Origin of the sequence: Solibacillus sp. FSL R7-0668 (assembly GCF_038006205.1) — a bacterium.
Taxonomy (GTDB): Bacteria; Bacillota; Bacilli; order Bacillales_A; family Planococcaceae; genus Solibacillus.
In genome coordinates, this window is the sequence record NZ_JBBOUU010000001.1 from 1,142,956 (window position 1) to 1,167,498 (window position 24,543).

The window sequence follows — 24,543 nt, forward strand, 5'->3', positions numbered from 1 at the left end:
TTGGTATTATATAATCAATAAGTCATATTACTAGGCGATATGTAAAAAAGTGTCATAAGGGGATGTACCTAGAAGAAAATGTAAAGGTCGAAATAGTTATTGAATTGACACTTTTCTTAAAATATTGACTATAGTAGAATGGTTTTAATTGATTTATAAATGCGTTAGTGAAAAAGGTTTTAAAACCAAATAGACGAATAGTACAATGCGCATATATAAGTGTAATTTTTAAGGGGAAACGCTTTGTCGTTTACTCATTTAGGGAAAGGGTTAGTTGATTCATACGTTTGAAAATCATTGCTCGTACAATCTACGTAGCATAGCACTTCACTTAATTAGGGGGATGAATTTTATGAACAATCAAATTCAATTAATGGTTCCAGAGTGGTTTGTATTAGATGAACTACATATTATCGATACAGTGGTTGGTGAAGCGTCATCAGAAATCGGGCTTGTGATTGCAGGTGAAAACTTTGATTCTATGAAGCAATGTTGTCCTACAGTGCGCTTATATATGATTCGCTTAGTTGGAGAACAATATGAATTAATGAAAGAGCTTGATGCTTTTCAATTTCAATCAGCAGAAGATGCCAAAGAATTTTGTGATAAATTGCCACAGCTAAATGCGATTGATTTAATTATGTTAATGAATAAACAAGAGCCAATGTTTGCTCAATAAATGATTTGCCGTACTCCAAGAGGGTGCGGTTTTTTTGTTCAATTTAACTGCGATGACTATGATGTGCTTTCTTTGTAGGCATTGCATTATAATGGATGAGGAGCATTGAAGAAATTTAGTAAAGGAAGTGATTTTAATGGCTAGAGGTGTATATATTCACATTCCTTTTTGTCATCAAATTTGCAATTATTGCGATTTTAATAAGGTGTTTTTTAAAAACCAACCCGTTGATGAATATATTGAAGCGCTCGGTCACGAAATGGAGCTGATCGTACAGCAAATGCCAGAAGCATTCGCCAATATTGAAACTATTTTTTTAGGTGGCGGTACTCCGACTGCTTTATCAGCGCAGCAAATTGAAAGATTATTAGCGCTTATTGCGAAACATATTCCGATGTCAAACGTAAAAGAATTTAGTAGTGAAGCAAATCCAGATGAATTGACGATTGATAAATTACAGGCGCTATATAATGGTGGCGTCAATCGATTAAGCATGGGCGTACAATCCTTTGATCAAGCGTTACTAACGAAAATAGGTCGTACCCATTCAAATGAACATGTTTATCAAACGATTCAAAATGCTAAAGATGTAGGCTTTACGAATATAAGCATCGATTTAATGTACGGCTTGCCTGGACAAACGATGGCGCAGTGGCAGGATACGCTTGAAAAGGCGCTTGCTCTGAAGTTACCGCATTATTCTGCATATTCATTAATCGTTGAGCCGAAAACGATTTTTTATATCCAATATGCGAAAGGTAAGCTGAACTTACCGACCGAGGACTTAGAAGCCGAAATGTATGGTGTACTGATGGACACGATGGAAGCACATGGCATACACCAATATGAAATAAGCAATTTTGCGCATGATGGTTTTGGATCAACACATAATACAATCTATTGGGACAATGATGAATATGCAGGATTTGGCGCGGGTGCACATGGTTATTTACAAGGCATGCGCTATTCAAATGTTGCGCCAATTAAAAAGTATATCGAGCTAGTGATGGCTGGCAATCGCCCTTTATTGCATGAGCATAATGTTACTAAGGAAGAAAAGCTCGAGGAGCAAATGTTTTTAGGATTGCGTAAAGCAGCAGGTGTAACCCATCAAGAATTTGAACAAAAATTTGGTCAGTCAATGGCTTCATTATATGAAGAAAAGCTTGTCAAATTACAGCAGGAAGGTTTACTTGAAGCAGATGAAGAGGGCATACGTTTAACTCGCAAAGGACGCTTCATTGGCAATGAAGTTTTTCAACGCTTTTTAATAGAAGATGTCGATTGAAAAAGATTTAAAAAAAGTTGTGCGAATTCGTTGACATCAATTTAGGGATTTGTTAATTTATATAATATATTAGCACTCCACTTGAACGAGTGCTAACAGGGGTGAAAATGATGTTAACAAATCGGCAGTTACAAATATTACAAGTGATTGTAGATGATTTTGTGATGTCTGCTCAGCCTGTTGGTTCGCGTCAATTATCTAAAAAGGATGGCATTACGTATAGTGCTGCTACCATTCGAAATGAGATGGCAGATTTAGAGGAATTAGGCTTTTTAGAAAAAACGCATACTTCTTCAGGACGAGTTCCATCAGAAAAGGGCTATCGTTATTACGTAGACCACTTATTACAACCCCAGATTATTACCTCTGGGGAAGTTGAACAAATCCACTCACTATTTGAAAAGCAAATGCTTGAAGCCGAGCAACTTATTAAAGAATCGGCCAATATATTATCAGAATTAACGACGTATACAACGATACTGCTTGGTCCAGACGTAGCAAAGCATCGTGTAAAGAAATTCCAAATTGTTCCGTTATCCGATCAAATGGCAGTTGCGATTATTGTGACAGATAACGGACATGTAGAAAATCGTACTTTAACATTACCACCTGGCTTTAGCCCAGTTGACATTGAAAAGACAGTGAATATTTTAAACGAACGCTTAGTAGGAGTTCCATTATTCGAACTACCAATAAAGCTTCAAACAGAGGCATTGTCTGTACTAAAGCAGCATGTAAACGCATCGGAATCCGTTGTGCGTTCATTGCTATCGATTTCATCGGGTCAATCGGAAAATAAGGTGTACTACGGTGGTAAAACCAATATGCTAAATCAGCCTGAATTCCATGATTTGAACAAAATGCGCATGTTGATGGATTTAATGGATAAGGAAAGTCAGGTGCAATCTTTATTCAATGCACAAGACTACCGCATTAATAATAATCTAGGCATTCAAATTCGCATAGGCTCAGAAAATAATCATATGGCAATGGAAAATTGTAGTGTCATTACCGCCTCATTTTTAGTGGGGCAAGAGCAGCAAGGAGCAATCGCCATTATTGGCCCAACGCGCATGGATTACCGCCGTGTTGTGACGCTACTTGATGTGATGCGTAACAGTTTATCACAAGCCTTTTTCGAACAGAAAAAATGATTGATCATCCGAGGAGGAAAAGAAGTGACAGAAACAACAAAGACAACAGAAGAATTACAACAAGAAGCAACCGAGGAAACAGTTGAGGCTACAGAAACAGAAGTAGTAGAGGAAATTGTTGTAGATGAAAAAGAATTAAAAATTGCGGAATTAGAAGCAAAAATAGCAGAAGAGGAGGCACGTTACCTACGTTTACGTGCTGACTACGATAACTTATCTCGTCGCAATCGTCTAGATCGTGAAGCTTCAGAAAAGTATCGTGCTCAAAGCCTTTTAACAGAGCTTTTACCAGTGTTAGATAACTTAGACCGTGCCTTACAAGTAGAAGTGACAAATGAAGAAGCAGTAGCCTTATTTAAAGGTGTAGAAATGGTATACCAACAATTACTCGCTGCTGCAGAAAAAGAAGGCTTAGAGTTAATTGCTGCGGAAGGCGAAAGCTTTGATCCGAACTTCCACCAAGCTGTCATGCAAGAACAAGATAGCGAAAAAGAAACGGGCATTATTTTACGCGAGCTCCAAAAAGGCTATAAGTTAAAAGACCGCGTTCTACGACCATCAATGGTTTCGGTGAATGAATAAAATTCTCTAAGAGAAAAAAGCACTTACTCCTGCGGTAAGCGCAACGAGTTGCCCTTATACTCGTCGCAAGAAAATTAACATAAACAAGTTCGAGTTAATTTTCTTGCCATGCTTAGAGCAAAGTATGGCAACCTTTGAAATGAAATCGTAACGAAATTAATCAGTGTTTTAATAATAGGAGGAAAAATAAATTATGAGCAAAATTATCGGTATTGACTTAGGAACAACAAACTCTTGTGTATCAGTATTAGAAGGCGGCGAGCCAAAAGTAATCCCAAACCCAGAAGGTAACCGTACAACACCATCTGTAGTAGCGTTCAAAAACGGTGAAAAACAAGTTGGTGAAGTGGCTAAACGTCAAGCCGTTACAAACCCAAACACAATTATTTCAATCAAATCTAAAATGGGTACTAATGAAAAAGTAGATGTAGATGGCACAGAGTACACGCCACAAGAAATTTCAGCAATGATTTTACAATATTTAAAAGGCTACGCTGAAGATTATTTAGGCGAAAAAGTATCGAAAGCGGTTATTACAGTACCAGCTTACTTCAACGATGCGCAACGTCAAGCAACAAAAGACGCTGGTAAAATCGCTGGTTTAGAAGTAGAGCGTATTATCAACGAACCAACAGCTGCAGCACTTGCATATGGTTTAGATCAACAAGATGTAGACCAAAAAATCCTAGTATTCGACTTAGGTGGCGGTACATTTGACGTATCGATTCTTGAGTTAGCTGATGGTGTATTTGAAGTATTAGCAACAGCTGGTGACAACAAGCTTGGTGGCGATCACTTCGACGATAAAATTATTGAATATTTAGTAGCTGAATTCAAAAAAGAAAACGCTGTTGATTTATCAAAAGACAAAATGGCAATGCAACGCTTAAAAGATGCAGCTGAAAAAGCGAAAAAAGACTTATCAGGTGTAACATCTGCACAAATTTCATTACCATTCATCACAGCGGGTGCTGAAGGTCCATTACACTTAGAAATCAACTTAACTCGTGCGAAATTCGATGAGTTAACACATGACTTAGTTGAACGTACAATCGTACCAACTCGCCAAGCATTATCAGATGCAGGTCTTTCTGCTTCAGAATTAGATAAAGTTATCTTAGTTGGTGGTTCTACTCGTATTCCTGCGGTAGTAGAAGCAATCAAAAAAGCAACTGGTCACGAGCCACACAAAGGCGTAAACCCAGACGAAGTAGTAGCAATGGGTGCTGCTGTACAAGGTGGGGTTTTAGCTGGTGATGTACAAGGCGTATTATTATTAGACGTAACGCCATTATCATTAGGTATCGAAACAATGGGCGGTGTTATGACAAAATTAATCGACCGTAACACAACAATCCCAACTTCTAAATCACAAGTGTTCTCAACAGCTGCAGATAACCAACCAGCAGTAGACATTCACGTATTACAAGGCGAACGTTCAATGGCAGCAGACAACAAAACATTAGGTCGCTTCCAATTAGCGGATATTCCACCAGCACCACGTGGAGTTCCACAAATCGAAGTAACATTCGACATTGATGCGAACGGTATTGTATCGGTTAAAGCGAAAGACTTAGGTACGCAAAAAGAGCAAACAATTGTGATCCAATCTGATTCTGGTTTAACAGATGAAGAAATCGAACGCATGGTAAAAGATGCTGAAGCAAACGCGGATGCTGATGCAAAACGTAAAGAAGAGGCAGATCTTCGCAACGAAGCAGACCAATTAGTGTTCCAAGTGGATAAAACAATCACTGACTTAGGCGAGCAAATTACAGAAGACGAGAAAAAATCTGTAGAAGACGCACGTGATGAGTTAAAAACAGCTTTAGAAGCTGGTGAATTAGAAGGAATTAAAGCAGCAAAAGAAAAATTAGAAGGTGTATTACAACCATTAGTAATGAAGGTTTATGAGCAAGCGGCAGCAGCACAACAAGCAGCTGGAGCTGGAGCTGAAGCTGAAGGTGCACAAGATGCTGGTAAAAAAGACGATGATATCGTAGACGCTGACTTTGAAGAAGTAAAAGACGACAAATAAGAAGCATCACTAAAAAATACCATGGAAAAGCCAAAGACCGTTCGCGGCTTTGGCTTTTCCACATTAAATAGAAAGTGATGTAGCAAATGGTATACATCATTTTTTCAACATGTTAAAATAGACGTTATGTAAAAAGAGCGGAGAGTGAATTATGAGTAAGCGCGATTACTATGAGGTGCTGGGCATTGCAAAAGGTGCTAGCAAAGACGAAATTAAAAAAGCGTACCGTAAATTATCAAAACAATATCACCCTGATATTAACAAAGAAGAGGGTGCAGACGAAAAATTCAAAGAAATTGCAGAAGCATATGAAGTGTTATCAGATGACCAAAAGCGTGCACGCTACGACCAATTTGGCCATGAAGATCCAAACGCTGGTTTTGGTGGCGGCGGTGGTGGATTTGGTGGCTTCGAGGATATCTTCAGTTCATTCTTCGGAGGCGGACGTCGTCAAGATCCAAATGCACCACGCAAAGGTGATGACCTACAATTCCGCATGAACATAACATTTGAAGAAGCGGTATTCGGAAAAGAAACTGAAATCGAAATTCCGAAAGAAGAAACATGTGATACGTGTCACGGCTCAGGTGCAAAGCCTGGAACGCAACCACAAGCATGTTCTCAATGTAATGGCGCCGGTCAAATTAACCAAGCGGTGGATACGCCATTTGGTCGCATGATGAATAAACGCACATGTCCGAGCTGTCGTGGTGCAGGGAAAATTATCGTTGAAAAATGTACTTCTTGTCGTGGCGCAGGAAGTGTAACGAAGAAGAAAAAAATCAAAATTACAATTCCTGCAGGTGTGGATGATGGTCAACAGTTACGTGTTGGAGGTCAAGGGGAAGCCGGCTTTAACGGCGGTCCAGCTGGTGACTTATACATTATTTTCTCTGTTCGTAAGCATGAATATTTCGAACGTGACGGCGATGATATTTTATATGAGTTAAGCTTAACCTTCCCACAAGCTGCATTGGGTGATGAAATTGAAGTACCAACCATTCACGGCAAAGTGAAGCTGAAAATTCCAGCAGGTACTCAATCAGGTGCGCAATTCCGCTTGAAAGATAAAGGAGTTAAAAATGTCCATGGCTATGGTTTAGGTAACCAGTATGTAGTCGTGAAAGTCGTTATTCCGAAAAAGTTAACAGAAAAACAAAAGCAATTATTACGCGAATTTGCAGAAATTAGTGGTGATATTCCAGAAGAACAAGGAAGCTCACTTTTCGATAAAATTAAGAAAAAAATAAAAGGCGACTAAAAGGGGAGATTGCAAGTGAAATGGACAGAGCTTTCGATATTAACAACGCATGAAGCGGTTGATGCTGTGACGAACATTTTACATGAAGCCGGTGCAAGCGGTGTAGTTATTGAGGATTCAAAAGAATTAGATAAAGAAAGAATCGATAAATTTGGTGAGATTTACGCACTAAATCCAGAGGACTTCCCAAAAACAGGCGTCGTTGTAAAAGCGTATTTATCAGCGTCTAGCTTCTTAACGGAAACAATCGAAGAAGTGAAGCTTGCAATTGCTAACCTTGTGAATTTTGATATTAATATTGGTGAAAATGTACTGACACTGTGTGAAGTAGATGATGAAGATTGGTCAACAGCATGGAAGCAATATTACCATCCTGTAAAAATTTCTGAGCGTTTTACCATTGTGCCGACATGGGAGAATTACGAGCCTGTTTCAACTGATGAGCTAATTATCGAGCTTGATCCAGGGATGGCATTCGGTACAGGCACGCACCCAACAACTGTCATGTGTTTACAGGGACTTGAAAAAGTCGTAAAAGAGGGTGACACAGTCATCGATATTGGCACAGGTTCTGGTGTTCTTTCGATTGGTGCAGCGATGCTAGGGGCAAAAAGGGTACACGCATTGGACTTAGATGAAGTGGCCGTTACAGCAGCACGTGAAAATGTACAGCTAAACAAAACAGATGATGTTGTAGAAGTATTCCACGGAAATTTATTAGATACAGTAAAAGAGCCAGCAGATGTTGTGGTAGCAAATATTTTAGCAGAAATCATTATGTCCTTTACAGATGATGCCTTTTCAATTGTAAAACCAGGTGGCTTATATGTGACATCAGGAATTATTGGTGCAAAAAAAGATGAAGTAAAGGCAGCGTTAAAAGCTTCAGGCTTTGTCATTGAAGAAGTATTAATGATGGAAGACTGGGTAGCGATTATTGCTCGCCGACCATAATAACTAATAAAACAACAGCTGTGTAAAGCAGCTGTTGTTTTTGTATAAAGGAGAATGACGAACGTATGCAGCGATATTTTGTAGAGCAGCAGGGTGATGCACCAGATGAATTTACCATTGCAGGTGAAAATGCGCGCCATATAAGTAAAGTGATGCGGATGGCTGTCGGCGATGAGATTATTATTGTACAGGATAATATCGCCAATATTTGCGAAATTACAGCTATTGATCAAGACGTCACAGTGAAAAAAACTGGTCGAACAATTGCTTCGCCTGAAATGCCAGTGAAGGTTGATATTGCTTGTGGCTTACCAAAGGGGGATAAGCTTGAGCTAATTGCCCAAAAAGCAACGGAATTAGGCATGCATGCATTAATTCCATTTGCAGCCGAGCGCTCAATCGTAAAATGGGACGATAAAAAGGCAAAAAAAAATCAAGAGCGTTTACAGAAAATTGCTCAAGAGGCAGCCGAGCAATCCCATCGTACACATATACCTGAAATTGTTCAGCCAGTAAGCTTTAAGCAGCTCGTACAAACTTTCGATAACTATGACGCCGTATTTATTGCGGATGAAGAAGAGGCAAAATTAGCTGAGCGTACAAGCTTTAAGCAAAAATTACAGGCGCTCAATGCTACTCAAGCGTTGAAAATATTATGTATTTTTGGTCCTGAAGGTGGCATTTCACGTCAGGAATCTACTGCCATGCTTGCGGCAGGTGCACAAACTATGTCATTAGGACCGCGTATTTTACGTGCAGAAACCGCACCATTTTATGCATTAGCCGCAATTTCCTATGAGTTTGAATAAAAAAATTCCCGGCCTATTTTGAGTCGGGATTTTTTTATGGATTAGTTTACGTATCCATAATCATTTCAATGCTAATGTTTACCCTTGGAATGATAATAGGATTTGCACTTCCAATATAACAAAAAATAAAACTAATTACCTAAATGTTTTGGGTTTTTAAATAGTTAAATGTTTGGTATGGTAAAGAAGAATTAGTGCGAGGGAAGGGGGTTGTGAGATGAATCTTAGGAAAGTTAAAATGATCTTAATAGTCCTAATGACTTTACTTTTAAGCCTACATACATCAAAAACCTATGCTGATAAAAAAACCGAGAAAGAACGTTCGGTATGGATCTGGAATGCTAAGATACTTATAGATGAAAGCAAAGATCCACTAGCATTTCTGGAAAGCAAGCAAATTAATAAAGTATATTTACAGGTTGACGCTACTATTTCAAAAAGTGTTTATCAAACCTTTATTGAAACAGCTCATTCAAAGGGAATACAGGTTGCTGCATTAGATGGAGATGCACATTGGACGACTAAGAGTGGTACGCGTCCGCTGGATCAATTTTTGAGTTGGCTAGAGCAATATCAAAAAGAGTCAACAGAAGTACAGCAATTTATAGGCATTCACTTAGATATTGAGCCTTATACGACACCTCTTTGGGATGAAAATCGGATGAAGGCTATAGAAAATTTTCAACAATTAGTACTTCAAGCGAAAGAGAAAGCACAACAATTAAACATACCGTTAGAATTGGATATTGCCTTTTGGTATGACGAGGTTAATTATCAAACGAAATATGGGCGAGGCATTTTATCAAATTGGACGATTAATAATTCGGATAGCGTGACAATTATGGCCTATCGAGATTATTCGAATGGCATTATTAGAAGTGTCAAACATGAAATCGCCTACGCAAAACGTGTCGGAAAAAAAGTTGTTATAGGCGTTGAAACAATGAAATCAGCAGAAGGGGATCGTGTTAGTTTCTTTGAAGAAGGGGAAGAGTATTTAAATACGCACCTGAAAAATGTTCATAGTTATTATTCAAATCGACAAAGCTTTAATGGAATTGCCATTCATCATCTTGAAAGCTGGATGGAACTGAAGCCTTAAATGTCAATCATACAGTTAAACCAAATTTTTGTATTCAATCGATACGCTATAAAAAATATTTTCAAGAGTTGTTCAGAATTTGTTTAACGGACTAGTATAAATTATTGCTAGTGATTGATATTCGAAATCATAAGGAGAATAAATAAATGAAAAAAATAATAGCGGGAGTAATACTAATTGCGGCTGTTTTATCTCCTTGGTGGCTCTATTTTTTAAAAACAGAAACACCACTCGATGTGCTTGTATTGGATGTAAGTTCTACAAGTGATGAGTTAAAAGCGAGACAGGGAATTTATGAGGCATTAGCATTTAATAAAGTGGTAAATCTTGAGGGTGCTATATACGAGGCGGATCGAGATTATTTTGGTGTCAAAGTCGTTGATGCACGTAAAACGATTGAGACAAAAGAATTACCACTGCGTATCGATACAGTGGATATCATTTATTTAGCTGATTTAGAGGGGATTCATGAGCGCGATTTATCTTGGGGAGATGCCGCTTCGAATAAATTATTGTACAGTGGTCTTACTGGAGGTGCATGGCGTACGATTCAAAGTAGATTAGACCAAACTACGCCTAGCACACTCATTGTTGAATATAATAGTTTTACAGAGGCTACAGACGCGATTATTCAAGAACAGTTGGCTGCAGAGTTAGGTGTTGAACAAAGCGGTTATCGTGCCAAATATTTTGCTGATTTAAGCAAAGCCCCACTAACGACTCAAGAAAGCGGCAGTGGCTTAGTAATTCAACAAAAATCGACAGAAGAAACAGCTGTATTAAAGAGTGCGCAGCCTGTTCAATTTCAAGTAACGAAGCAGGGGAAGCAATCCCTTCCTTTTCAAGAGTTCGAAAATTTCACAGGCTGGTTTGATTTAGCTGTGGCAACAGATGCAGAAACATTAGCAATCTATGAGCCAGCTATATCAGCGCAAGATCAAGCTCAGCTACAAGCATTGAACTTACCAGCTGCTTTTGCCGTGATTACGACAAATACACGACAGCATCATACGAATTATTATTTTGCGGGTAAATTTTCGTATCAGTCGAAGCAAGCGTTGTCAATACCGAAGTTTTACGGCTATAAATGGTTACAGCAGCGGTTTGCTAAGGATGATGCATTTTATTGGAAAAATTACGAGCCGATGATGCAGCAAATCCTTAAGCATACATCACACCGTGAAGCAAAGGAGCTTGCGGCGGTATCATTAGAGCCGGAAATTTATGAGTCATTATCCTATAATGCACGAATTAACGATCAAAAATATGAAGTTCTGCAAAATGGTGTATGGCAAGAAATCACGATTAAAGGAGTCAATATCGGGATGGCCAAACCAGGGGCATTCCCAGGGGAAGCAGCGATTACGAAAAGTGATTATGCAGATTGGTTCAAGGCAATTGGTGAAATGGGCTCCAATGCAATTCGGGTGTATACCGTGCATCCGCCTGCTTTTTATGAGGCATTGCTTGAATATAATACAGCGCATGAACAGCCCCTATATTTATTTCACGGTGTTTGGTTAGATGAGGAGCCAGTGGAAGCAGCATTAGATGTCTACGGGGAGCCTACAGAAAACTTCCAGCAGGAAATACGACATATTGTTGATATTATTCATGGCGATGCGGTAATTGAGCCTCGACCTGGACATGCTTCAGGAACATATAAAGCGGACGTCTCGCCCTATATTATCGGCTGGATGATTGGTATTGAGTGGTACCCAGTGGCAGTAGAAAATGTCAATAAAACCTATAAAAATCAAGCGCAATTTGATGGGACCTATTTTTCTACAAAGGATGCACAGCCGTTTGAAATCTGGCTGGCACAACAAATGGAATATACAGCGAGCTACGAGGCACAAACGTATAACTGGATGCGGCCATTTAGCTTTACCAATTGGGTAACAACGGATTTATTAGAGCATCCCTATGAGCCAAGTGATCAGGAAGATTTAGTCTCGGTGAACCCGAATGTTATTTATGAAAAGGGTGCCTTAGAAAAAGTAGGGCAATTTGCGAGCTATCATGTGTATCCATACTATCCAGACTTTTTGAATTACACGCCTGAATATGTGAACTATACCGATCATCGCGGTCAAAAAAATAACTATGCGGCCTATTTAAAGGATTTACATGCAGCCCATCGAATGCCAATTTTGATTTCGGAATTTGGTATCCCTGCGTCCCGTGGCTTAACGCATCGCAATCCATTTGGCTGGAATCAAGGCTTTATTTCTGAACGTGAACAAGGAGAAATACTCGTTCGTTTGTATGAAGATATTATACATGAAGGCCTATTGGGAGGCTTAGTGTTTACTTGGCAGGATGAATGGTTTAAGCGGACGTGGAACACGATGGATTTAGATAATCCAGATGAGCGCCCATATTGGTCAAATGCTCAAACGAATGAGCAGCAATTTGGTGTGTTAAGCTTCGATACGTTAAAAATGAAGGTAGATGGGGATTCAACCGATTGGTACGGCATTACGCCATTTTATGAATCTGAAGAACTTTCGATGTATGTGGAGTCGGATGAGCGCTATTTATATATGAAGTTGGATGTTGAAAATACAAAGTTTAGTGACAATTATTACCCACTTATTTATATGAATACACTAGCAGCACAAGGTAATTCACGTTATCAAGGAATTCCATTATTAGCAGATTCCGAATTTGTCGTGACGATTAAGGGAGAACAAAACGCGCGGGTGGAAGTAGATGCTTATTATGATATCTTCCAAAAAATGTACGGCGACCAATTGCAATTAGTGCCATTCGAAGGAACGAAGCAAAAAAATAGCAATCAGTTTAATCCAATCGATTATGCGCTCAATAAATCATTAACAATTCCAATTAGTAATATCGTTTTACCATTTGAAAAATATGAAACAGGTATTTTACGACGAGGCAATGCCAATCCAAATAGTACAGAGTATGATTCATTAGCGGATTATGAAATCAACGAGCAGGAAGGCGTTATTGAAATACGAATACCTTGGTTATTACTAAATGTAACCGATCCGAGCCGATTGGAAGTACGATCCGATTTATATGCCAATGAACAGCTAGCAACAGAAATTATCGACGGGATTGAGTTCGGTGCTATACTCGTGAAGGATCAGCAAATCATGGCAACGATCCCAGAGGAAGCACAGCAGCTCCAAACTTATAGCTGGGAGGGGTGGCGAATGCCTGATTATAAGGAGCGCCTAAAAGAATCGTATTATTTATTGCAGGAAAAGTTTTTAGAAGATGAAGTAAGGGAATAATTAGGAGAGAATGAATATGAAAAAATTGCTGATAGCCCTTCTCGTCACTAGTGTTGTTTTTTCACCACGCCTTTATTGGCAATGGAAAGAAAGTACGCCATTAGATGTATTAGTTATCGATAAAACCGTCCCGAATGAGGAATACCGGGAGCATCAAGGCTTGCTTTGGTTTTTAACGAATGAAAAAATTGTTAAATCAGATGGGCAGCTTTATGATGGAAAGATAGATTATTATGGCTTTGATTCTTATATGCAGCAACCAATGGCAAATTATAAGCATTATGAAGCGATGGATGTCATTTATATTGCAGATACTTATGGGGTGTACTCAGATGATTTAGAGGATTTTAGTAATGGCGACCGCTCTGAAAAAATTTATGGTGGCATGACGCTGCCAGAGTGGCAGGAAATTATGAAATCCAAACAGCCGCACACAAAGTTAATTGCGGAATATAATTCATTTGCTACGCCAACAGAGGCAAATGTTCGGCAAGTAATGGAACAAGATTTAAATGTTCAGTGGTCAGGCTGGACGGGGCGTTATTTTGAAGATTTAACGAGCGCTGAAATACCTGCCTGGCTCATTCGCAATTATGAAGCCCAGTATGAAAAACAATGGACCTTTAAGCAGGGAGGTCTTGTATTTGTGAATACGTCGGATCAAGTAGTGATTATTGATGACAAGGAACTAGATGGGACGGTTTCATTTGAATTGACACTAGCAGGACAAGAGCACTTGCCGGGAGTCAAAAATTCGGAATATCCTTATTGGTTTGATATCGTGACACCGATGAATGCGGCGGTTGTCTATGCACAATATGAATTAGCCGTAGCCGATTATGCGCAACAAGTGTTAGCACAGCACGGGATTCCACTTACCTTTCCAGCGGTAACAGCAGACGAACGTTCAAATGTCTATTATCTTTCAGGCGATTTTGCTGATTATACAAAGGATAATTTGATGAAATGGCAAGGAAGTGAGCATTTAATGAAGCTTTTTTCAAACGAGCAATCTGATTTTATGTGGTCGACCTATATTCCGTTATTGCAAAATATTATTACACCAAATAGGTAAAAGAAAGGGTGATTGGCATGATAGATGTAGAGGTTCTTTATGAACAGAAAATTATTGAATATGCACAATTACAACAACTTTACAAATTACAACTTGCATATGTGATGCGTAAGAAAATTCACTTTTCAATTGTGCTTATTGAGTATAAAGAGGAGTTCCCTATATCCTATCAACAATTTTATGATCAATTAAAAGGGAGATTGCGAGACTCAGATTTTGCCTATATGCATTCAGAAAAGCAATATATTGTGCTTTTATTGACCATTAGTAAAACGGCAGAGGCTCAATCTTTTATTCAACGAATTCAACATGTCTTTACCAAAGACAATATCCCGATTGATTCTGTTATTTCAGAAGTGGCAAATGATGCACATTCGTTAGATGAGGTGTTAGCGATTAGCGAATCTGCATTATTGTATCAAGAGAATAAAGGACAGGCTCCAATTATTGTAAAGGATTTTTTAGCTAGATCGAAAGTGATTATTAAGGTAAGTATTATTGAAAATAACCGGATTACGCAGTCGATTTTCACGAATCTATTTCAACATCTGTCAATAGACAATGTGCAGCTAGATATCCAAACATTTAGTGATGGTTTGCAATTTATCGAATCGGATTGGTATCGCAGTGCGCATAGTCATATCGTAGTGTTGAATGATATTTTACCGAAAAAAACGGGCCTGGAAGTATTGGATTATTTGCGAGCTTTACCAAATGAGCAAAAGTATATTATTTTATTTTGTTCGTCACGCGTGTCCGAGGATGCCCAGTTATATTGTTTCGAACATGGCGCGGATGCCTATATCGTGCGTCCATTTAATTTGAAAATTGTCGAAAAACAAATTAAAAATTATTTGAGAAGGTTGAATTAGCGATGATTACAAGTCAAATATTAAAAATATCAATCATCGCAATTGTCGTCTTGCTTGGGTTTGTTACTATCCTCTTCTTTTATTTAGTATGGATGAACAGACGGCAGCAACGAAAAGAAAAAAGAATCACGCAATATTTCGAACAGCATGAAAAGGATTGGTACAATTATTTAGTCAATCAGAGCCCTTTCATAAAACAAAAGGAACATAAAACGAATCTAGATGCAGTGGATAAGCTATTTGTCACCTATATGCTGACAATTAATAATGAAGAAGTACGTAATCGCATTACCAACTATGCTGAACTGAATATGAAGCCGTATTATTTGAAGCAGCTACAGAGTAAGAGCTTGGTACAGCGCATCAATGTACTCCATCGTGCGCTCTTATGTAACTTTAGCTTTATTGTGCCGATCATCGAAAAGCAATTAAAAGCAGGTAAGGTTGAGTCCATCGAAGAATACTTGCTTTTATTGCAAATAATTTCAAAATATAATTCGAATTTATTTTTAGCACATATGTATCAGCCGCGTCTTGCTCTTCATGAGTACGAGTATAATGTGCTATTAACGAAAGTTGATCCGACCTATATTGAGCAATTTCAAGACAACTTTGATGAATTGCCAATTGAATTACGCTTATCGCTGCTTACTTTTTTTAGCTTCAATGCTAACTTTGGGGATAATGATTTGCCATTTTTTGAGAGCTTACTCTCCTCTATTTATACAGAAATTCGAATTCGTGCGCTAAAGGATATTGCGTCGTTTGGGATGATTTCATCTTTGGAGCCTTACCGAGTATTTTTAAAATCAACGTATTGGGAAGAAAGGCTAATGCTCGCAAAAATTTTACCCTTTTCAAATGATTCACAAGCATATGAATTACTGAAACAATTAATGATGGATAGGGAATGGACAGTACGTAGACAAGCCGCAGTATCACTTAAGTCGATGAAGCAGGGCCGCCGAATTTTACAAGAAATAATAGAAAAAAATGAAGATTTATTTGCTGCTGAGATGGCACAGGAAGTATTGAAAGTAGGCTGATCGGAATGATGGATTTTTTATTATATTGGCTCCATGAGATTTTTGGCGTATTTCTCATTTTTTATATGCTTTTAGTCATTGGGGTTTATACGCTCATGTTAATCTTTGCATTTACTTATTTAAAGAAAACGCGTCGCTTAGACAAATATATTGAGAATACCGTGAATTTACAATATACCTATTCGAAACCTGTTTCCATTATTGTACCTGCCTATAATGAGGAAGTCGGGATTCTCAGTACAATCCATTCACTACTGACAATCGAATACCCCCAATTTGAAATCATTATCGTTAACGATGGCTCTAAAGATGCAACATTGCAACAGGTCATTGAAGCCTTTCAGATGGAGCAAGTTTTTCAGACGGTACGCCAGCAGCTTCAAACAGAAGAAATAAAGGCGATCTACCGTTCAAATATCCATCATAATATTGTGTTAATTGATAAAAATAATGGTGGCAAGGCTGATGCGCTCAATGCAGGTATTAATGTTTCGCAGTATCCTTATTTTTGCTCAATAGATGGAGACTCCATTTTATCGGGAAAATCTCTATTACAAGTGATGAAACCGATCGTTGCCTCCAATGGTCATGTCATTGCAGCAGGTGGCAGTGTGCGTATTGCTAATGGTTCCAATTTCCAATATGGTACATTTATGAATGCAGTCATGCCGAATAATCCACTTGTCATTATGCAGATTATTGAGTATTTACGTGCCTTTTACATGGGGCGAATTGCGTTAAGTCGTTTTAATTTATTGTTAATTGTATCGGGTGCCTTTAGTGTATTCTCGAAGCATTATGCGATAAAGGTCGGAGGATACAATCGGCAAACAATTGGCGAGGATATGGAGCTAATCGTTAGGCTACATCGCTATTTGCTGAAAAATAAAATTAACAAAGCGATTGAATATGTGCCTGATCCCGTTTGCTGGACAGAGGCTCCAGATAATTTCAAAGATTTGCAAACGCAGCGTCGACGTTGGCATCAAGGACTGATTAGTAGTATTATGCTGAATCGGGGGATGCTATTTAATCCGAAATATAAGCAAATTGGAATGATTTCTGTTCCGTATTATGTATTTATCGAGCTTTTAGGACCGATTATTGAACTGATTGGGTATATTTATATGATTATTTCATTTGCTGTTGGAAATGTGTATTGGGAATCTGCTATCATTTTACTGACACTGTTTCTAATCTACAGTACAGTTATTTCGATGTTTGCAATTTTGCTGGAATCTTGGAGTATGCATACATATCCGCGTGCACGGGATACGTTAAAGCTCATGCTATACTCACTAACAGAGCTGTTTTGGTTCCGCCCGCTAACAACATGGTATCGAATTCAAGGCTTTTGGTATTATTTCCGTGGAAAAAACGACTGGGGAAAATTAAGTCGCAAAGGTTTATAGCGCTTGAAATAGATGAGGGCTGTTCAAAAAGTATATGCTTTTTGGATAGCCTTTTCTCATTGTGCGTAATCGCCAGTGTAATAAACGAGCGAACATGAATGCATCGCTTCAATTTCATCAATCATCGTGATGAAATACGTATTATCATCAACTTTCGAATTTTTACGGTCATTTTCGATTAAGCCTATACCTCTCTCGAATGGAAAAGGCAGCCCGCTTAGAATCCTCTTTCTCACTCGAAGTAAATCCCTCCCTAAATGAAATGAATTTAGGTCTCATGGCTTATTTTTAATTTAGTGAGTAAAATGCTTTTAAATTATTTAAATTTCTATTTTAAGTGTCTATACCTAAAATTTACACTTTAAAATTTAAAATATCATTGGATTAAAAAGTTTTATCTCATTTTATAAATTTAGGACTTAAAGGCTGCTATTTATATGAAACGTTGAATATTTTTTGTTTTTAAGGTATTATTTACCTATAATTAATTTTATGAAAATATTACAAATGAGTGATTTAATAGAGCGTTCACTAAGAAAAAATGCTTCTGGGGGGGTTATTAAATGAGTAAAAAGTATATTGTAGGATTGATTATTTTACTATTGCTAATTTTATCGCCGAGAATATATTGGCAGTTTAAAGAAAAGGTAGTACTGGATATTTTAGTTGTTGATAAAACAGTTCCAAATACACAGTATCGAGAGCATAACGGACTGTTTTGGTTTTTAACGAATGAAAAAATCGTAAAACCGAATGGTGAATTGTATGATGTAGGAATCGATTACTATGGTTACGATCCATATGAAGGAAAAGCGATGGATACATATGTTTATGAAGAGAAAAAGGATGTCATTTATATTGCAGATACATACGGTGTTTATTCGGATGACCTCGAGACGGTTGTGGAAGGAGATCGCTCGGAAAAAATATATGGTGGAATGGACTTATTAGAATGGAACGCCATCTGGCAATCGAAGGGCTCAAATACAAAACTAATTGCTGAATACAATTCCTTTGCATCGCCAACTGATGAACAAACACGCAAGGTTATGGGTGAAAACTTAAGTGTGGAATGGTCAGGCTGGTCGGGGAGATATTTCTCTGATTTCAATAATGATGAGGTGCCTCCATGGCTAATTGCCAATTATGAAGCGCAATACAATAAAAAATGGGATTTTGAGCAAGGTGGCCTAGCTTTTACGCACACATCTGATCAAATCATTGTTATTGATGAGGCAGAAATCACTTCGCCTGTATTATTTCAAATGACAGCGGATGGAGCAGGTGCATACCCGAATGTTTTAGAAACAGAGTACTCTTATTGGTTTGATATTGTGAAGCCGCTAAATAATGCTCAGGTGCTTGCCCAATATAAATTAAGCCTGTCGGATAATGCAGAAAATGAGCTGGCTGTTGCAGGAATCCCTACTGTGATCCCGGCAGTCACTCACCATGACCAAAATAATACGTTTTATTTTTCGGGTGACTTTGCAGATTATACAAGAGGAAATTTGAAAAAATGGCAAGGCAGTGCAAGAGCAATGCGGTTATTTACAAATGATGAATCGGATTTTTTCTGGGGCTCCTATATCCCACTAATGGAACAAATTTTTGCTGACATAAAAAATAACATGAGGTGATGAGGATGAAAAATAAAAAGGCGATTATCAAATTTTTCATGTGGTTTCTAATGCTTAGCACATTAGGCGTTGGGGGAGGGATTTTCTTTTTACTTTTTGCTGTCGTGCCGATTGAAGAATGGTATGTGCAGCGTGGCTGGTCACAATTTAAAATCGATGGCGTAATGTCCTACTATGTAGTCGGTTGGGTTATATTCGGATTTATCATGTCATTTGTTTACTATTTCCTATGTTTGAAAAAAGAAAAATGGATTATTAGTAGCGTTTTTTGTATCGCTTCTATTTTACTATGTGTTGCAGGATTAAATTACTTTTTAAATACAGGCTCCTCGGTCGTACAGGCGTCGCAAGGTGATGTGGAGGTGGGCGAGCGCTTTACGTTTGGCCCCTATCCAGAAAAAGTGAATTTACAAGAGCTAAAGGATCAAGGCTATGATGGTGTGATTGCACTGTTAAGCACAACCTTGCCAATTGAAAAGCCATTATTAGATAAAGAGTTCAAAGCAGGGGAAGAAATTGGCATAGAAATATTATCGATGCCTATGCTTCCATGGGTTGGTGATAATACAGAAACATTAAATAAAATTCGCGATTTAGTTGAACAGGATGATAAAAAATATTATGTGCATTGTTATTTAGGACGTCACCGGGTGGATGTTGTAAAGCAATTGGTTAATGAAGCTAGTGGTGCAGCACATGAGCTTTTAGTGTTACAATCAACATCCTTTGAACGTGGACATGTGTATTATGATTCTGAAAATGAAGTCATTATCGGACCATTTCCAACAGATGAAGAATGGTTTACACGTATCCGACGAGGCGAGGTGAAGGAGGTTATTTCATTACTAGGTACAGGGCATAGCTTCCGAGAGCAGGGCGAGCAAGTATCAAAAGAAATGAATATGATTTATACAGAAATGAGCCTACCACAAAATTACGAGCTCGCTGATTTGCAAAAAATAATCGATTACATAAAAACTAGAGAGCATAAAGTATTTGTCTATGATTTTAATAGGAGCACAGCCTTACAGGAGTTAGAGGCGTTGTACTCATATGGAAAAACGATTCATCCACTAGCCAAAGGGACGAAAAATTCCAATCAAGCATTGTCAGTGGGGGCGAAATATATGGTAGGTCCAGCGCTTAACGAACAGCAAAAGGAACGCTTGAAAGCAATTGGGATTGAACAATTCGTAGATGTACAAGGTGATTTAGCACAGTCCTACCAACAAATCAAGGCAATAATTGCACAAGAAAAGCTAACATATATTTCAACCTTGGCTGAAAATAAAGAAGCTGTCTATAAAATTGTTCACGGAATGGTGTATGGCTATGAGGATTATTTTTCAGCACAGGATGCAGGTTTATTGGACGGTCAAGCATATGTTGACGTGCGTAATTTAACGTATGGTCCAATTATAACAGAAGAGCAAATGCTAGAATTTATTATTCCTAATGGCATCAAAAAAGTCCTTTATTTGCATGTTGCTGCAACAACTTCTGAACAAGAGCTACAGCAAATCAAAATGTTATTTGAAAAGTATAAAGTCGATTTGGCGGTGTATCCGATTGGGGAAGGGTATGAGAAAACGATTATTCCTATAATTAATGCAGAGCAAGGAAGTAACTATTTAATGATGGATGAAGCGGTATTGCCGTCTGTGATGGACTTGCTAGATAAATATTGAGGAAATGGATGGAAATCAAGACAATCGTGCGCTCTAGTCAAAAAGATAGGCTTAACTCTCTAATTTATGCTATTATTAGACACGTTAATTAATTTTGAAGTGTAACCGTGAAAGGATGATATAGAATATGAGTTACGAGCAAACAAAAACCGTATCTCTACATACATTAGGGTGTAAAGTAAACCACTATGAAACAGAAGCGATTTGGCAATTGTTTAAAGAGCAGGGGTATGAACGCGTTGATTTTGAACATCAATCAGATGTATATGTCATAAATACATGTACCGTAACCAATACGGGGGATAAAAAATCTCGTCAAGTAATTCGTCGTGCAATTCGTCAAAATCCAGATGCGGTTATTTGTGTAACAGGCTGTTATGCACAAACTTCACCGGCTGAAATTATGGCAATTCCAGGCGTAGACATCGTTGTTGGTACGCAAGACCGTGAAAAAATGCTTGGCTATATTGACCAATACCGCGAAGAGCGTAAGCCAATAAATGCGGTGCGCAATATTATGAAAAATCGTGTATACGAAGAGCTAGACGTACCGGCTTTTACTGACCGAACACGTGCATCCTTAAAAATTCAAGAGGGCTGTAACAACTTCTGTACGTTCTGTATTATTCCATGGGCGCGTGGCTTAATGCGTTCGCGTGATCCAGAAGAAGTAATCCGCCAAGCGCAGCAACTAGTGGATGCCGGCTATTTAGAAATCGTTCTAACAGGTATTCATACAGGTGGCTATGGTCAGGATTTCAAAGATTACAACTTAGCTCAATTACTACGTGATATGGAAGCACAGGTAAAAGGCTTAAAACGTTTACGTATTTCTTCTATTGAAGCATCTCAATTAACAGATGAAGTAATCGAAGTGCTACAAAACTCAGAAATCGTTGTTAATCATTTACACATTCCGATTCAATCGGGTTCGGATACGGTATTAAAACGTATGCGTCGTAAATACACGATGGAATTTTTTGCAGAGCGTTTAGAAAAACTAAAAATTGCTTTACCTGATTTAGCTGTCACTTCTGATGTCATTGTAGGCTTCCCGGGTGAAACAGAAGAAGAATTTATGGAAACATACAACTTTATTCGTGACCACAAATTCTCAGAGCTTCATGTATTCCCGTATTCGCAACGTACAGGTACGCCAGCCGCTCGTATGGATGACCAAGTCGATGAAGAAGTGAAGAACGAGCGAGTTCACCGTTTAATCGCATTAAATGATCAATTAGCGAAAGAATATGCTTCTCGCTTTGAAGATGAAGTAGTAGAGGTAATCCCAGAAGAACGTTTTAAAGATGGGAACAGTGAAAACCTATATGTAGGCTACACAACCAATTATTTAAAAGTTGTCTTCGAAGGTAATGAAAATATGATCGGTCAAATTACAAAAGTAAAAATTACCAAAGCAGGCTATCCATACAATGAAGGACAGTTTGTGCGTGTATTACAGGAACAAAATCTATAAAATGAAGAATATATTTCTGATGATTACCAAATGAATGATTAGCATCTCTTTTAGGCACAACCTAAAGGAGATGCCTTTATATTTATTTTTAAGTCGTAATATTCTGAAAATAATTCATTCAAAAGTTCCTATACTTTAAAAAAATCACCTTTTCCGAATGAAATCATTGGAATAGGTGATTATGATTGGTCTGAAATGAATGGATACTTTATAAAGACTAAATTTCGTTTGGTTGTGGTTTTTTCTTCCACTTGATTCCGCTAGAAACGCAACCGAATGTTACGATTAATAATAGAACAAATAATGAGTTGTGTAACCAATAAGGCATAGAAATGCTCCTTTTCTATTGAATTGCTTGCATTTATGGTGATTAGTTATTATTTTAGTATATTAATACGAATTCATCTATTAATCAAGCAATAGGCTTTTGGATTGAGATGAACTATTCTAATCCGTATCCTCTTTTATGGTAGTTGCATCATTTCTTAGTGTTAAAAATTTGATTTTTTGATTATTATCATGAGATTGGGGTAATAACTTTTAATGGTGTGTGGGAGGCGAATTAGGTGAAAATAAATCATTTAAGTGAAAAAATGGCTAACTTATCGGTTGTAGAGGTGCCAGATGGTGTTATCGGAAGCATTCATCGATTTAGAAATTATGATCCGACTCGAATTATTCATTATGAATTAAAGGAGAATCGTTTATTTTTATTTATGGATGAAGAAAAGCGTCTTGAGGCAATGACTGAATTTCGTAGTACATTGGAGGCCTTTCACTATGAGGTGGGGCGCGGTGTTCGTCCAGAAGTAGAAGCATTTTATCATTTTGATTATCAAGAGGATTTTACGGAATTAACATTTACCGTGGATCGGTTGGAATATGAACAAGACATTACAGCGGAAATGATTGAGATGAGCATTGTAGAGGATGCCATAAAATATCAGATTTATAGTAGGAAGCCTATTCGTGTTCAAGTTACCTATATTGATTATGCAACGAAGCGGGTTTTTGAACAGCGGAATTACCCGGTGACAAGGTGATGGGTAGAAGCGTTTTGAATGCGAAATAAATTAAGTTGTCTAATAATTTATCTCTTTTTAATATCGTGCTAAACTATAGAGGTACGTACAACTATTACAATGTAAAGGGAGTAATTCAATATGACTCAAAACTATGCAGCAATGATTGATCACACATTATTAAAGGCGGAATCTACCCAAAAGCAAGTAGAGCAAATTTGTGCAGAAGCAAAACAATACAGCTTTGCATCTGTATGTGTTAATCCAACTTGGGTGAAATTTAGCGCGCAGCAATTAGCTGGTACAGAAGTAAAGGTATGTACAGTAATTGGCTTCCCTTTAGGTGCGAATACTTCGGCTGTAAAGGCATTTGAAACAAAAGATGCAATCGCAAATGGCGCTGGCGAAATTGATATGGTCATTAATATTGGTGCTTTAAAAGAAGGGAACTTTGATTTAGTTCGCGATGACATTAAAGCGGTAGTAAATGCAGCAAATGGTACACTTGTAAAAGTAATTATCGAAACATGCCTATTGACGAATGAGGAGAAGGTAAAAGCATGTGAATTAGCAGTTGAAGCGGGTGCTGATTTCGTAAAAACGTCTACTGGTTTCTCAACGGGTGGCGCAACAGCTGAAGACATCGCATTAATGCGTAAAACAGTAGGCCCAGACCTTGGTGTAAAAGCTTCTGGTGGCGTTCGTAGTTTAGAAGATATGCAAGCAATGATTGAGAATGGTGCAACTCGTATTGGTGCTTCTTCGGGTGTTGCTATTATGAATGGATTAAAGTCAAATTCTAACTATTAATTGTTATAGTTTCTGTTGACTCTTTTAGAACTTTACGTTATACTACTTTAGTACACATTAGCTAGATGTTAATGTTGTATTGACGTGTGTTCGGAGGGAGGGAAAGAGAGATGTCAAAAACTGTCGTTCGCAAAAACGAATCGCTTGAAGATGCTCTTCGTCGCTTCAAACGTACTGTATCAAAATCAGGTACAATTCAAGAAGTTAGAAAGCGCGAGTTCTACGAAAAACCTAGCGTAAAACGTAAAAAGAAATCAGAAGCTGCACGTAAACGTAAGTGGTAATTTCCCTGTAAAAACCCTACGTTCAAAACACGCAATTTTCAGATTCAATTGAGCAGATCAATGATATACCCCGCAGTTGCTTAG

21 protein-coding genes are annotated in these 24,543 nt (G+C 38.0%); 20 read left to right on the plus strand and 1 reads right to left on the minus strand.

Translation table 11 applies throughout. The features are described 5' to 3' along the window. Positions 1-352: 352 nt before the first annotated feature. The 14 genes from MKX47_RS05300 to MKX47_RS05365 all read left to right on the plus strand — a co-directional run bounded on the left by MKX47_RS05300 (position 353) and on the right by MKX47_RS05365 (position 17,538). Positions 353-679, plus strand: coding sequence for a geranylgeranyl pyrophosphate synthase (locus MKX47_RS05300; RefSeq protein ID WP_340771943.1), 327 nt, complete (start codon positions 353-355; stop codon positions 677-679). 136 nt (positions 680-815) lie between these two features. Then, positions 816-1,967 carry a radical SAM family heme chaperone HemW gene (gene hemW, locus MKX47_RS05305; protein ID WP_340771945.1) on the plus strand — a complete coding sequence of 384 codons (1,152 nt, stop codon included), beginning with the start codon at positions 816-818 and terminating at the stop codon, positions 1,965-1,967. A gap of 110 nt (positions 1,968-2,077) precedes the next feature. Next, positions 2,078-3,121: a heat-inducible transcriptional repressor HrcA gene (gene hrcA / locus MKX47_RS05310; protein WP_340771947.1), complete on the plus strand. Its 1,044-nt coding sequence runs from the start codon at positions 2,078-2,080 to the stop codon at positions 3,119-3,121. A 24-nt stretch (positions 3,122-3,145) separates the two neighbouring features. Then, on the plus strand, positions 3,146-3,703 hold the full coding sequence (gene grpE / locus MKX47_RS05315; RefSeq protein WP_340771950.1) for a nucleotide exchange factor GrpE: 558 nt from the start codon (positions 3,146-3,148) through the stop codon (positions 3,701-3,703). A gap of 193 nt (positions 3,704-3,896) precedes the next feature. Beyond that, positions 3,897-5,741, plus strand: a complete 1,845-nt coding sequence (gene dnaK, locus MKX47_RS05320) for a molecular chaperone DnaK (RefSeq protein WP_340771953.1) — start codon at positions 3,897-3,899, stop codon at positions 5,739-5,741. 151 nt (positions 5,742-5,892) lie between these two features. Then, positions 5,893-7,002 (plus strand): molecular chaperone DnaJ, encoded by a 1,110-nt coding sequence (gene dnaJ / locus MKX47_RS05325; RefSeq protein WP_340771957.1) that lies wholly within the window; start codon positions 5,893-5,895, stop codon positions 7,000-7,002. A gap of 15 nt (positions 7,003-7,017) precedes the next feature. Continuing rightward, complete coding sequence (prmA, locus tag MKX47_RS05330; protein ID WP_340771960.1) at positions 7,018-7,956, plus strand: 50S ribosomal protein L11 methyltransferase; 939 nt, start codon at positions 7,018-7,020, stop codon at positions 7,954-7,956. A 65-nt stretch (positions 7,957-8,021) separates the two neighbouring features. Then, positions 8,022-8,765 (plus strand): 16S rRNA (uracil(1498)-N(3))-methyltransferase, encoded by a 744-nt coding sequence (locus tag MKX47_RS05335; RefSeq protein WP_340771963.1) that lies wholly within the window; start codon positions 8,022-8,024, stop codon positions 8,763-8,765. Between the two features lie 217 nt (positions 8,766-8,982). Further along, positions 8,983-9,867: an amidase gene (locus tag MKX47_RS05340; protein ID WP_340771966.1), complete on the plus strand. Its 885-nt coding sequence runs from the start codon at positions 8,983-8,985 to the stop codon at positions 9,865-9,867. Between the two features lie 146 nt (positions 9,868-10,013). Further along, on the plus strand, positions 10,014-13,133 hold the full coding sequence (locus tag MKX47_RS05345) for a hypothetical protein (protein ID WP_340771968.1): 3,120 nt from the start codon (positions 10,014-10,016) through the stop codon (positions 13,131-13,133). A 16-nt stretch (positions 13,134-13,149) separates the two neighbouring features. Continuing rightward, positions 13,150-14,208: a hypothetical protein gene (locus MKX47_RS05350; protein ID WP_340771970.1), complete on the plus strand. Its 1,059-nt coding sequence runs from the start codon at positions 13,150-13,152 to the stop codon at positions 14,206-14,208. Between the two features lie 17 nt (positions 14,209-14,225). Further along, positions 14,226-15,080 carry a response regulator transcription factor gene (locus MKX47_RS05355; RefSeq protein WP_340771973.1) on the plus strand — a complete coding sequence of 285 codons (855 nt, stop codon included), beginning with the start codon at positions 14,226-14,228 and terminating at the stop codon, positions 15,078-15,080. A 2-nt stretch (positions 15,081-15,082) separates the two neighbouring features. Continuing rightward, a complete protein-coding gene (locus MKX47_RS05360) occupies positions 15,083-16,126 on the plus strand; it encodes a HEAT repeat domain-containing protein (protein WP_340771975.1) in 1,044 nt (347 codons plus the stop codon). Positions 16,127-16,134: 8 nt separating this feature from the next. Beyond that, positions 16,135-17,538: a glycosyltransferase family 2 protein gene (locus MKX47_RS05365; RefSeq protein ID WP_445683605.1), complete on the plus strand. Its 1,404-nt coding sequence runs from the start codon at positions 16,135-16,137 to the stop codon at positions 17,536-17,538. 56 nt (positions 17,539-17,594) lie between these two features. On the opposite strand, the gene MKX47_RS05370 is transcribed toward MKX47_RS05365, so the two are convergent. Continuing rightward, a complete protein-coding gene (locus MKX47_RS05370) occupies positions 17,595-17,774 on the minus strand; it encodes a hypothetical protein (RefSeq protein WP_340771982.1) in 180 nt (59 codons plus the stop codon). Positions 17,775-18,101: 327 nt separating this feature from the next. On the opposite strand from MKX47_RS05370, the gene MKX47_RS05375 reads away from it, so the two are divergent. The 6 genes from MKX47_RS05375 (at position 18,102) to rpsU (ending at position 24,459) form a co-directional block, all read left to right on the plus strand. Then, complete coding sequence (locus tag MKX47_RS05375) at positions 18,102-19,178, plus strand: hypothetical protein (RefSeq protein ID WP_340771986.1); 1,077 nt, start codon at positions 18,102-18,104, stop codon at positions 19,176-19,178. 5 nt (positions 19,179-19,183) lie between these two features. Beyond that, positions 19,184-20,866 carry a hypothetical protein gene (locus MKX47_RS05380; RefSeq protein ID WP_340771989.1) on the plus strand — a complete coding sequence of 561 codons (1,683 nt, stop codon included), beginning with the start codon at positions 19,184-19,186 and terminating at the stop codon, positions 20,864-20,866. A gap of 127 nt (positions 20,867-20,993) precedes the next feature. Then, a complete protein-coding gene (gene mtaB / locus MKX47_RS05385; RefSeq protein WP_340771991.1) occupies positions 20,994-22,343 on the plus strand; it encodes a tRNA (N(6)-L-threonylcarbamoyladenosine(37)-C(2))-methylthiotransferase MtaB in 1,350 nt (449 codons plus the stop codon). A 566-nt stretch (positions 22,344-22,909) separates the two neighbouring features. After that, a complete protein-coding gene (locus tag MKX47_RS05390) occupies positions 22,910-23,386 on the plus strand; it encodes a hypothetical protein (protein ID WP_340771994.1) in 477 nt (158 codons plus the stop codon). A gap of 120 nt (positions 23,387-23,506) precedes the next feature. Then, the gene (gene deoC / locus MKX47_RS05395; RefSeq protein ID WP_340771997.1) at positions 23,507-24,175 is read left to right on the plus strand and encodes a deoxyribose-phosphate aldolase; all 669 of its coding nucleotides are present in this window, start codon (positions 23,507-23,509) and stop codon (positions 24,173-24,175) included. Between the two features lie 110 nt (positions 24,176-24,285). Then, the gene (rpsU, locus tag MKX47_RS05400) at positions 24,286-24,459 is read left to right on the plus strand and encodes a 30S ribosomal protein S21 (RefSeq protein ID WP_004227078.1); all 174 of its coding nucleotides are present in this window, start codon (positions 24,286-24,288) and stop codon (positions 24,457-24,459) included. Positions 24,460-24,543: the final 84 nt, after the last annotated feature.

Excerpts from the sequence above, each read along its gene's own strand:
- MKX47_RS05300 (WP_340771943.1), top strand. The coding sequence starts at position 353 with ATGAACAATCAAATTCAATTAATGGTTCCAGAGTGGTTTGTATTAGAT.
- hemW (WP_340771945.1), top strand. The coding sequence starts at position 816 with ATGGCTAGAGGTGTATATATTCACATTCCTTTTTGTCATCAAATTTGC.
- hrcA (WP_340771947.1), top strand. The coding sequence starts at position 2,078 with ATGTTAACAAATCGGCAGTTACAAATATTACAAGTGATTGTAGATGAT.
- dnaK (WP_340771953.1), top strand. The coding sequence starts at position 3,897 with ATGAGCAAAATTATCGGTATTGACTTAGGAACAACAAACTCTTGTGTA.
- dnaJ (WP_340771957.1), top strand. The coding sequence starts at position 5,893 with ATGAGTAAGCGCGATTACTATGAGGTGCTGGGCATTGCAAAAGGTGCT.
- MKX47_RS05335 (WP_340771963.1), top strand. The coding sequence starts at position 8,022 with ATGCAGCGATATTTTGTAGAGCAGCAGGGTGATGCACCAGATGAATTT.
- MKX47_RS05340 (WP_340771966.1), top strand. The coding sequence starts at position 8,983 with ATGAATCTTAGGAAAGTTAAAATGATCTTAATAGTCCTAATGACTTTA.
- MKX47_RS05345 (WP_340771968.1), top strand. The coding sequence starts at position 10,014 with ATGAAAAAAATAATAGCGGGAGTAATACTAATTGCGGCTGTTTTATCT.
- MKX47_RS05350 (WP_340771970.1), top strand. The coding sequence starts at position 13,150 with ATGAAAAAATTGCTGATAGCCCTTCTCGTCACTAGTGTTGTTTTTTCA.
- MKX47_RS05355 (WP_340771973.1), top strand. The coding sequence starts at position 14,226 with ATGATAGATGTAGAGGTTCTTTATGAACAGAAAATTATTGAATATGCA.
- MKX47_RS05360 (WP_340771975.1), top strand. The coding sequence starts at position 15,083 with ATGATTACAAGTCAAATATTAAAAATATCAATCATCGCAATTGTCGTC.
- MKX47_RS05365 (WP_445683605.1), top strand. The coding sequence starts at position 16,135 with ATGGATTTTTTATTATATTGGCTCCATGAGATTTTTGGCGTATTTCTC.
- MKX47_RS05375 (WP_340771986.1), top strand. The coding sequence starts at position 18,102 with ATGAGTAAAAAGTATATTGTAGGATTGATTATTTTACTATTGCTAATT.
- MKX47_RS05380 (WP_340771989.1), top strand. The coding sequence starts at position 19,184 with ATGAAAAATAAAAAGGCGATTATCAAATTTTTCATGTGGTTTCTAATG.
- mtaB (WP_340771991.1), top strand. The coding sequence starts at position 20,994 with ATGAGTTACGAGCAAACAAAAACCGTATCTCTACATACATTAGGGTGT.
- deoC (WP_340771997.1), top strand. The coding sequence starts at position 23,507 with ATGACTCAAAACTATGCAGCAATGATTGATCACACATTATTAAAGGCG.
- rpsU (WP_004227078.1), top strand. The coding sequence starts at position 24,286 with ATGTCAAAAACTGTCGTTCGCAAAAACGAATCGCTTGAAGATGCTCTT.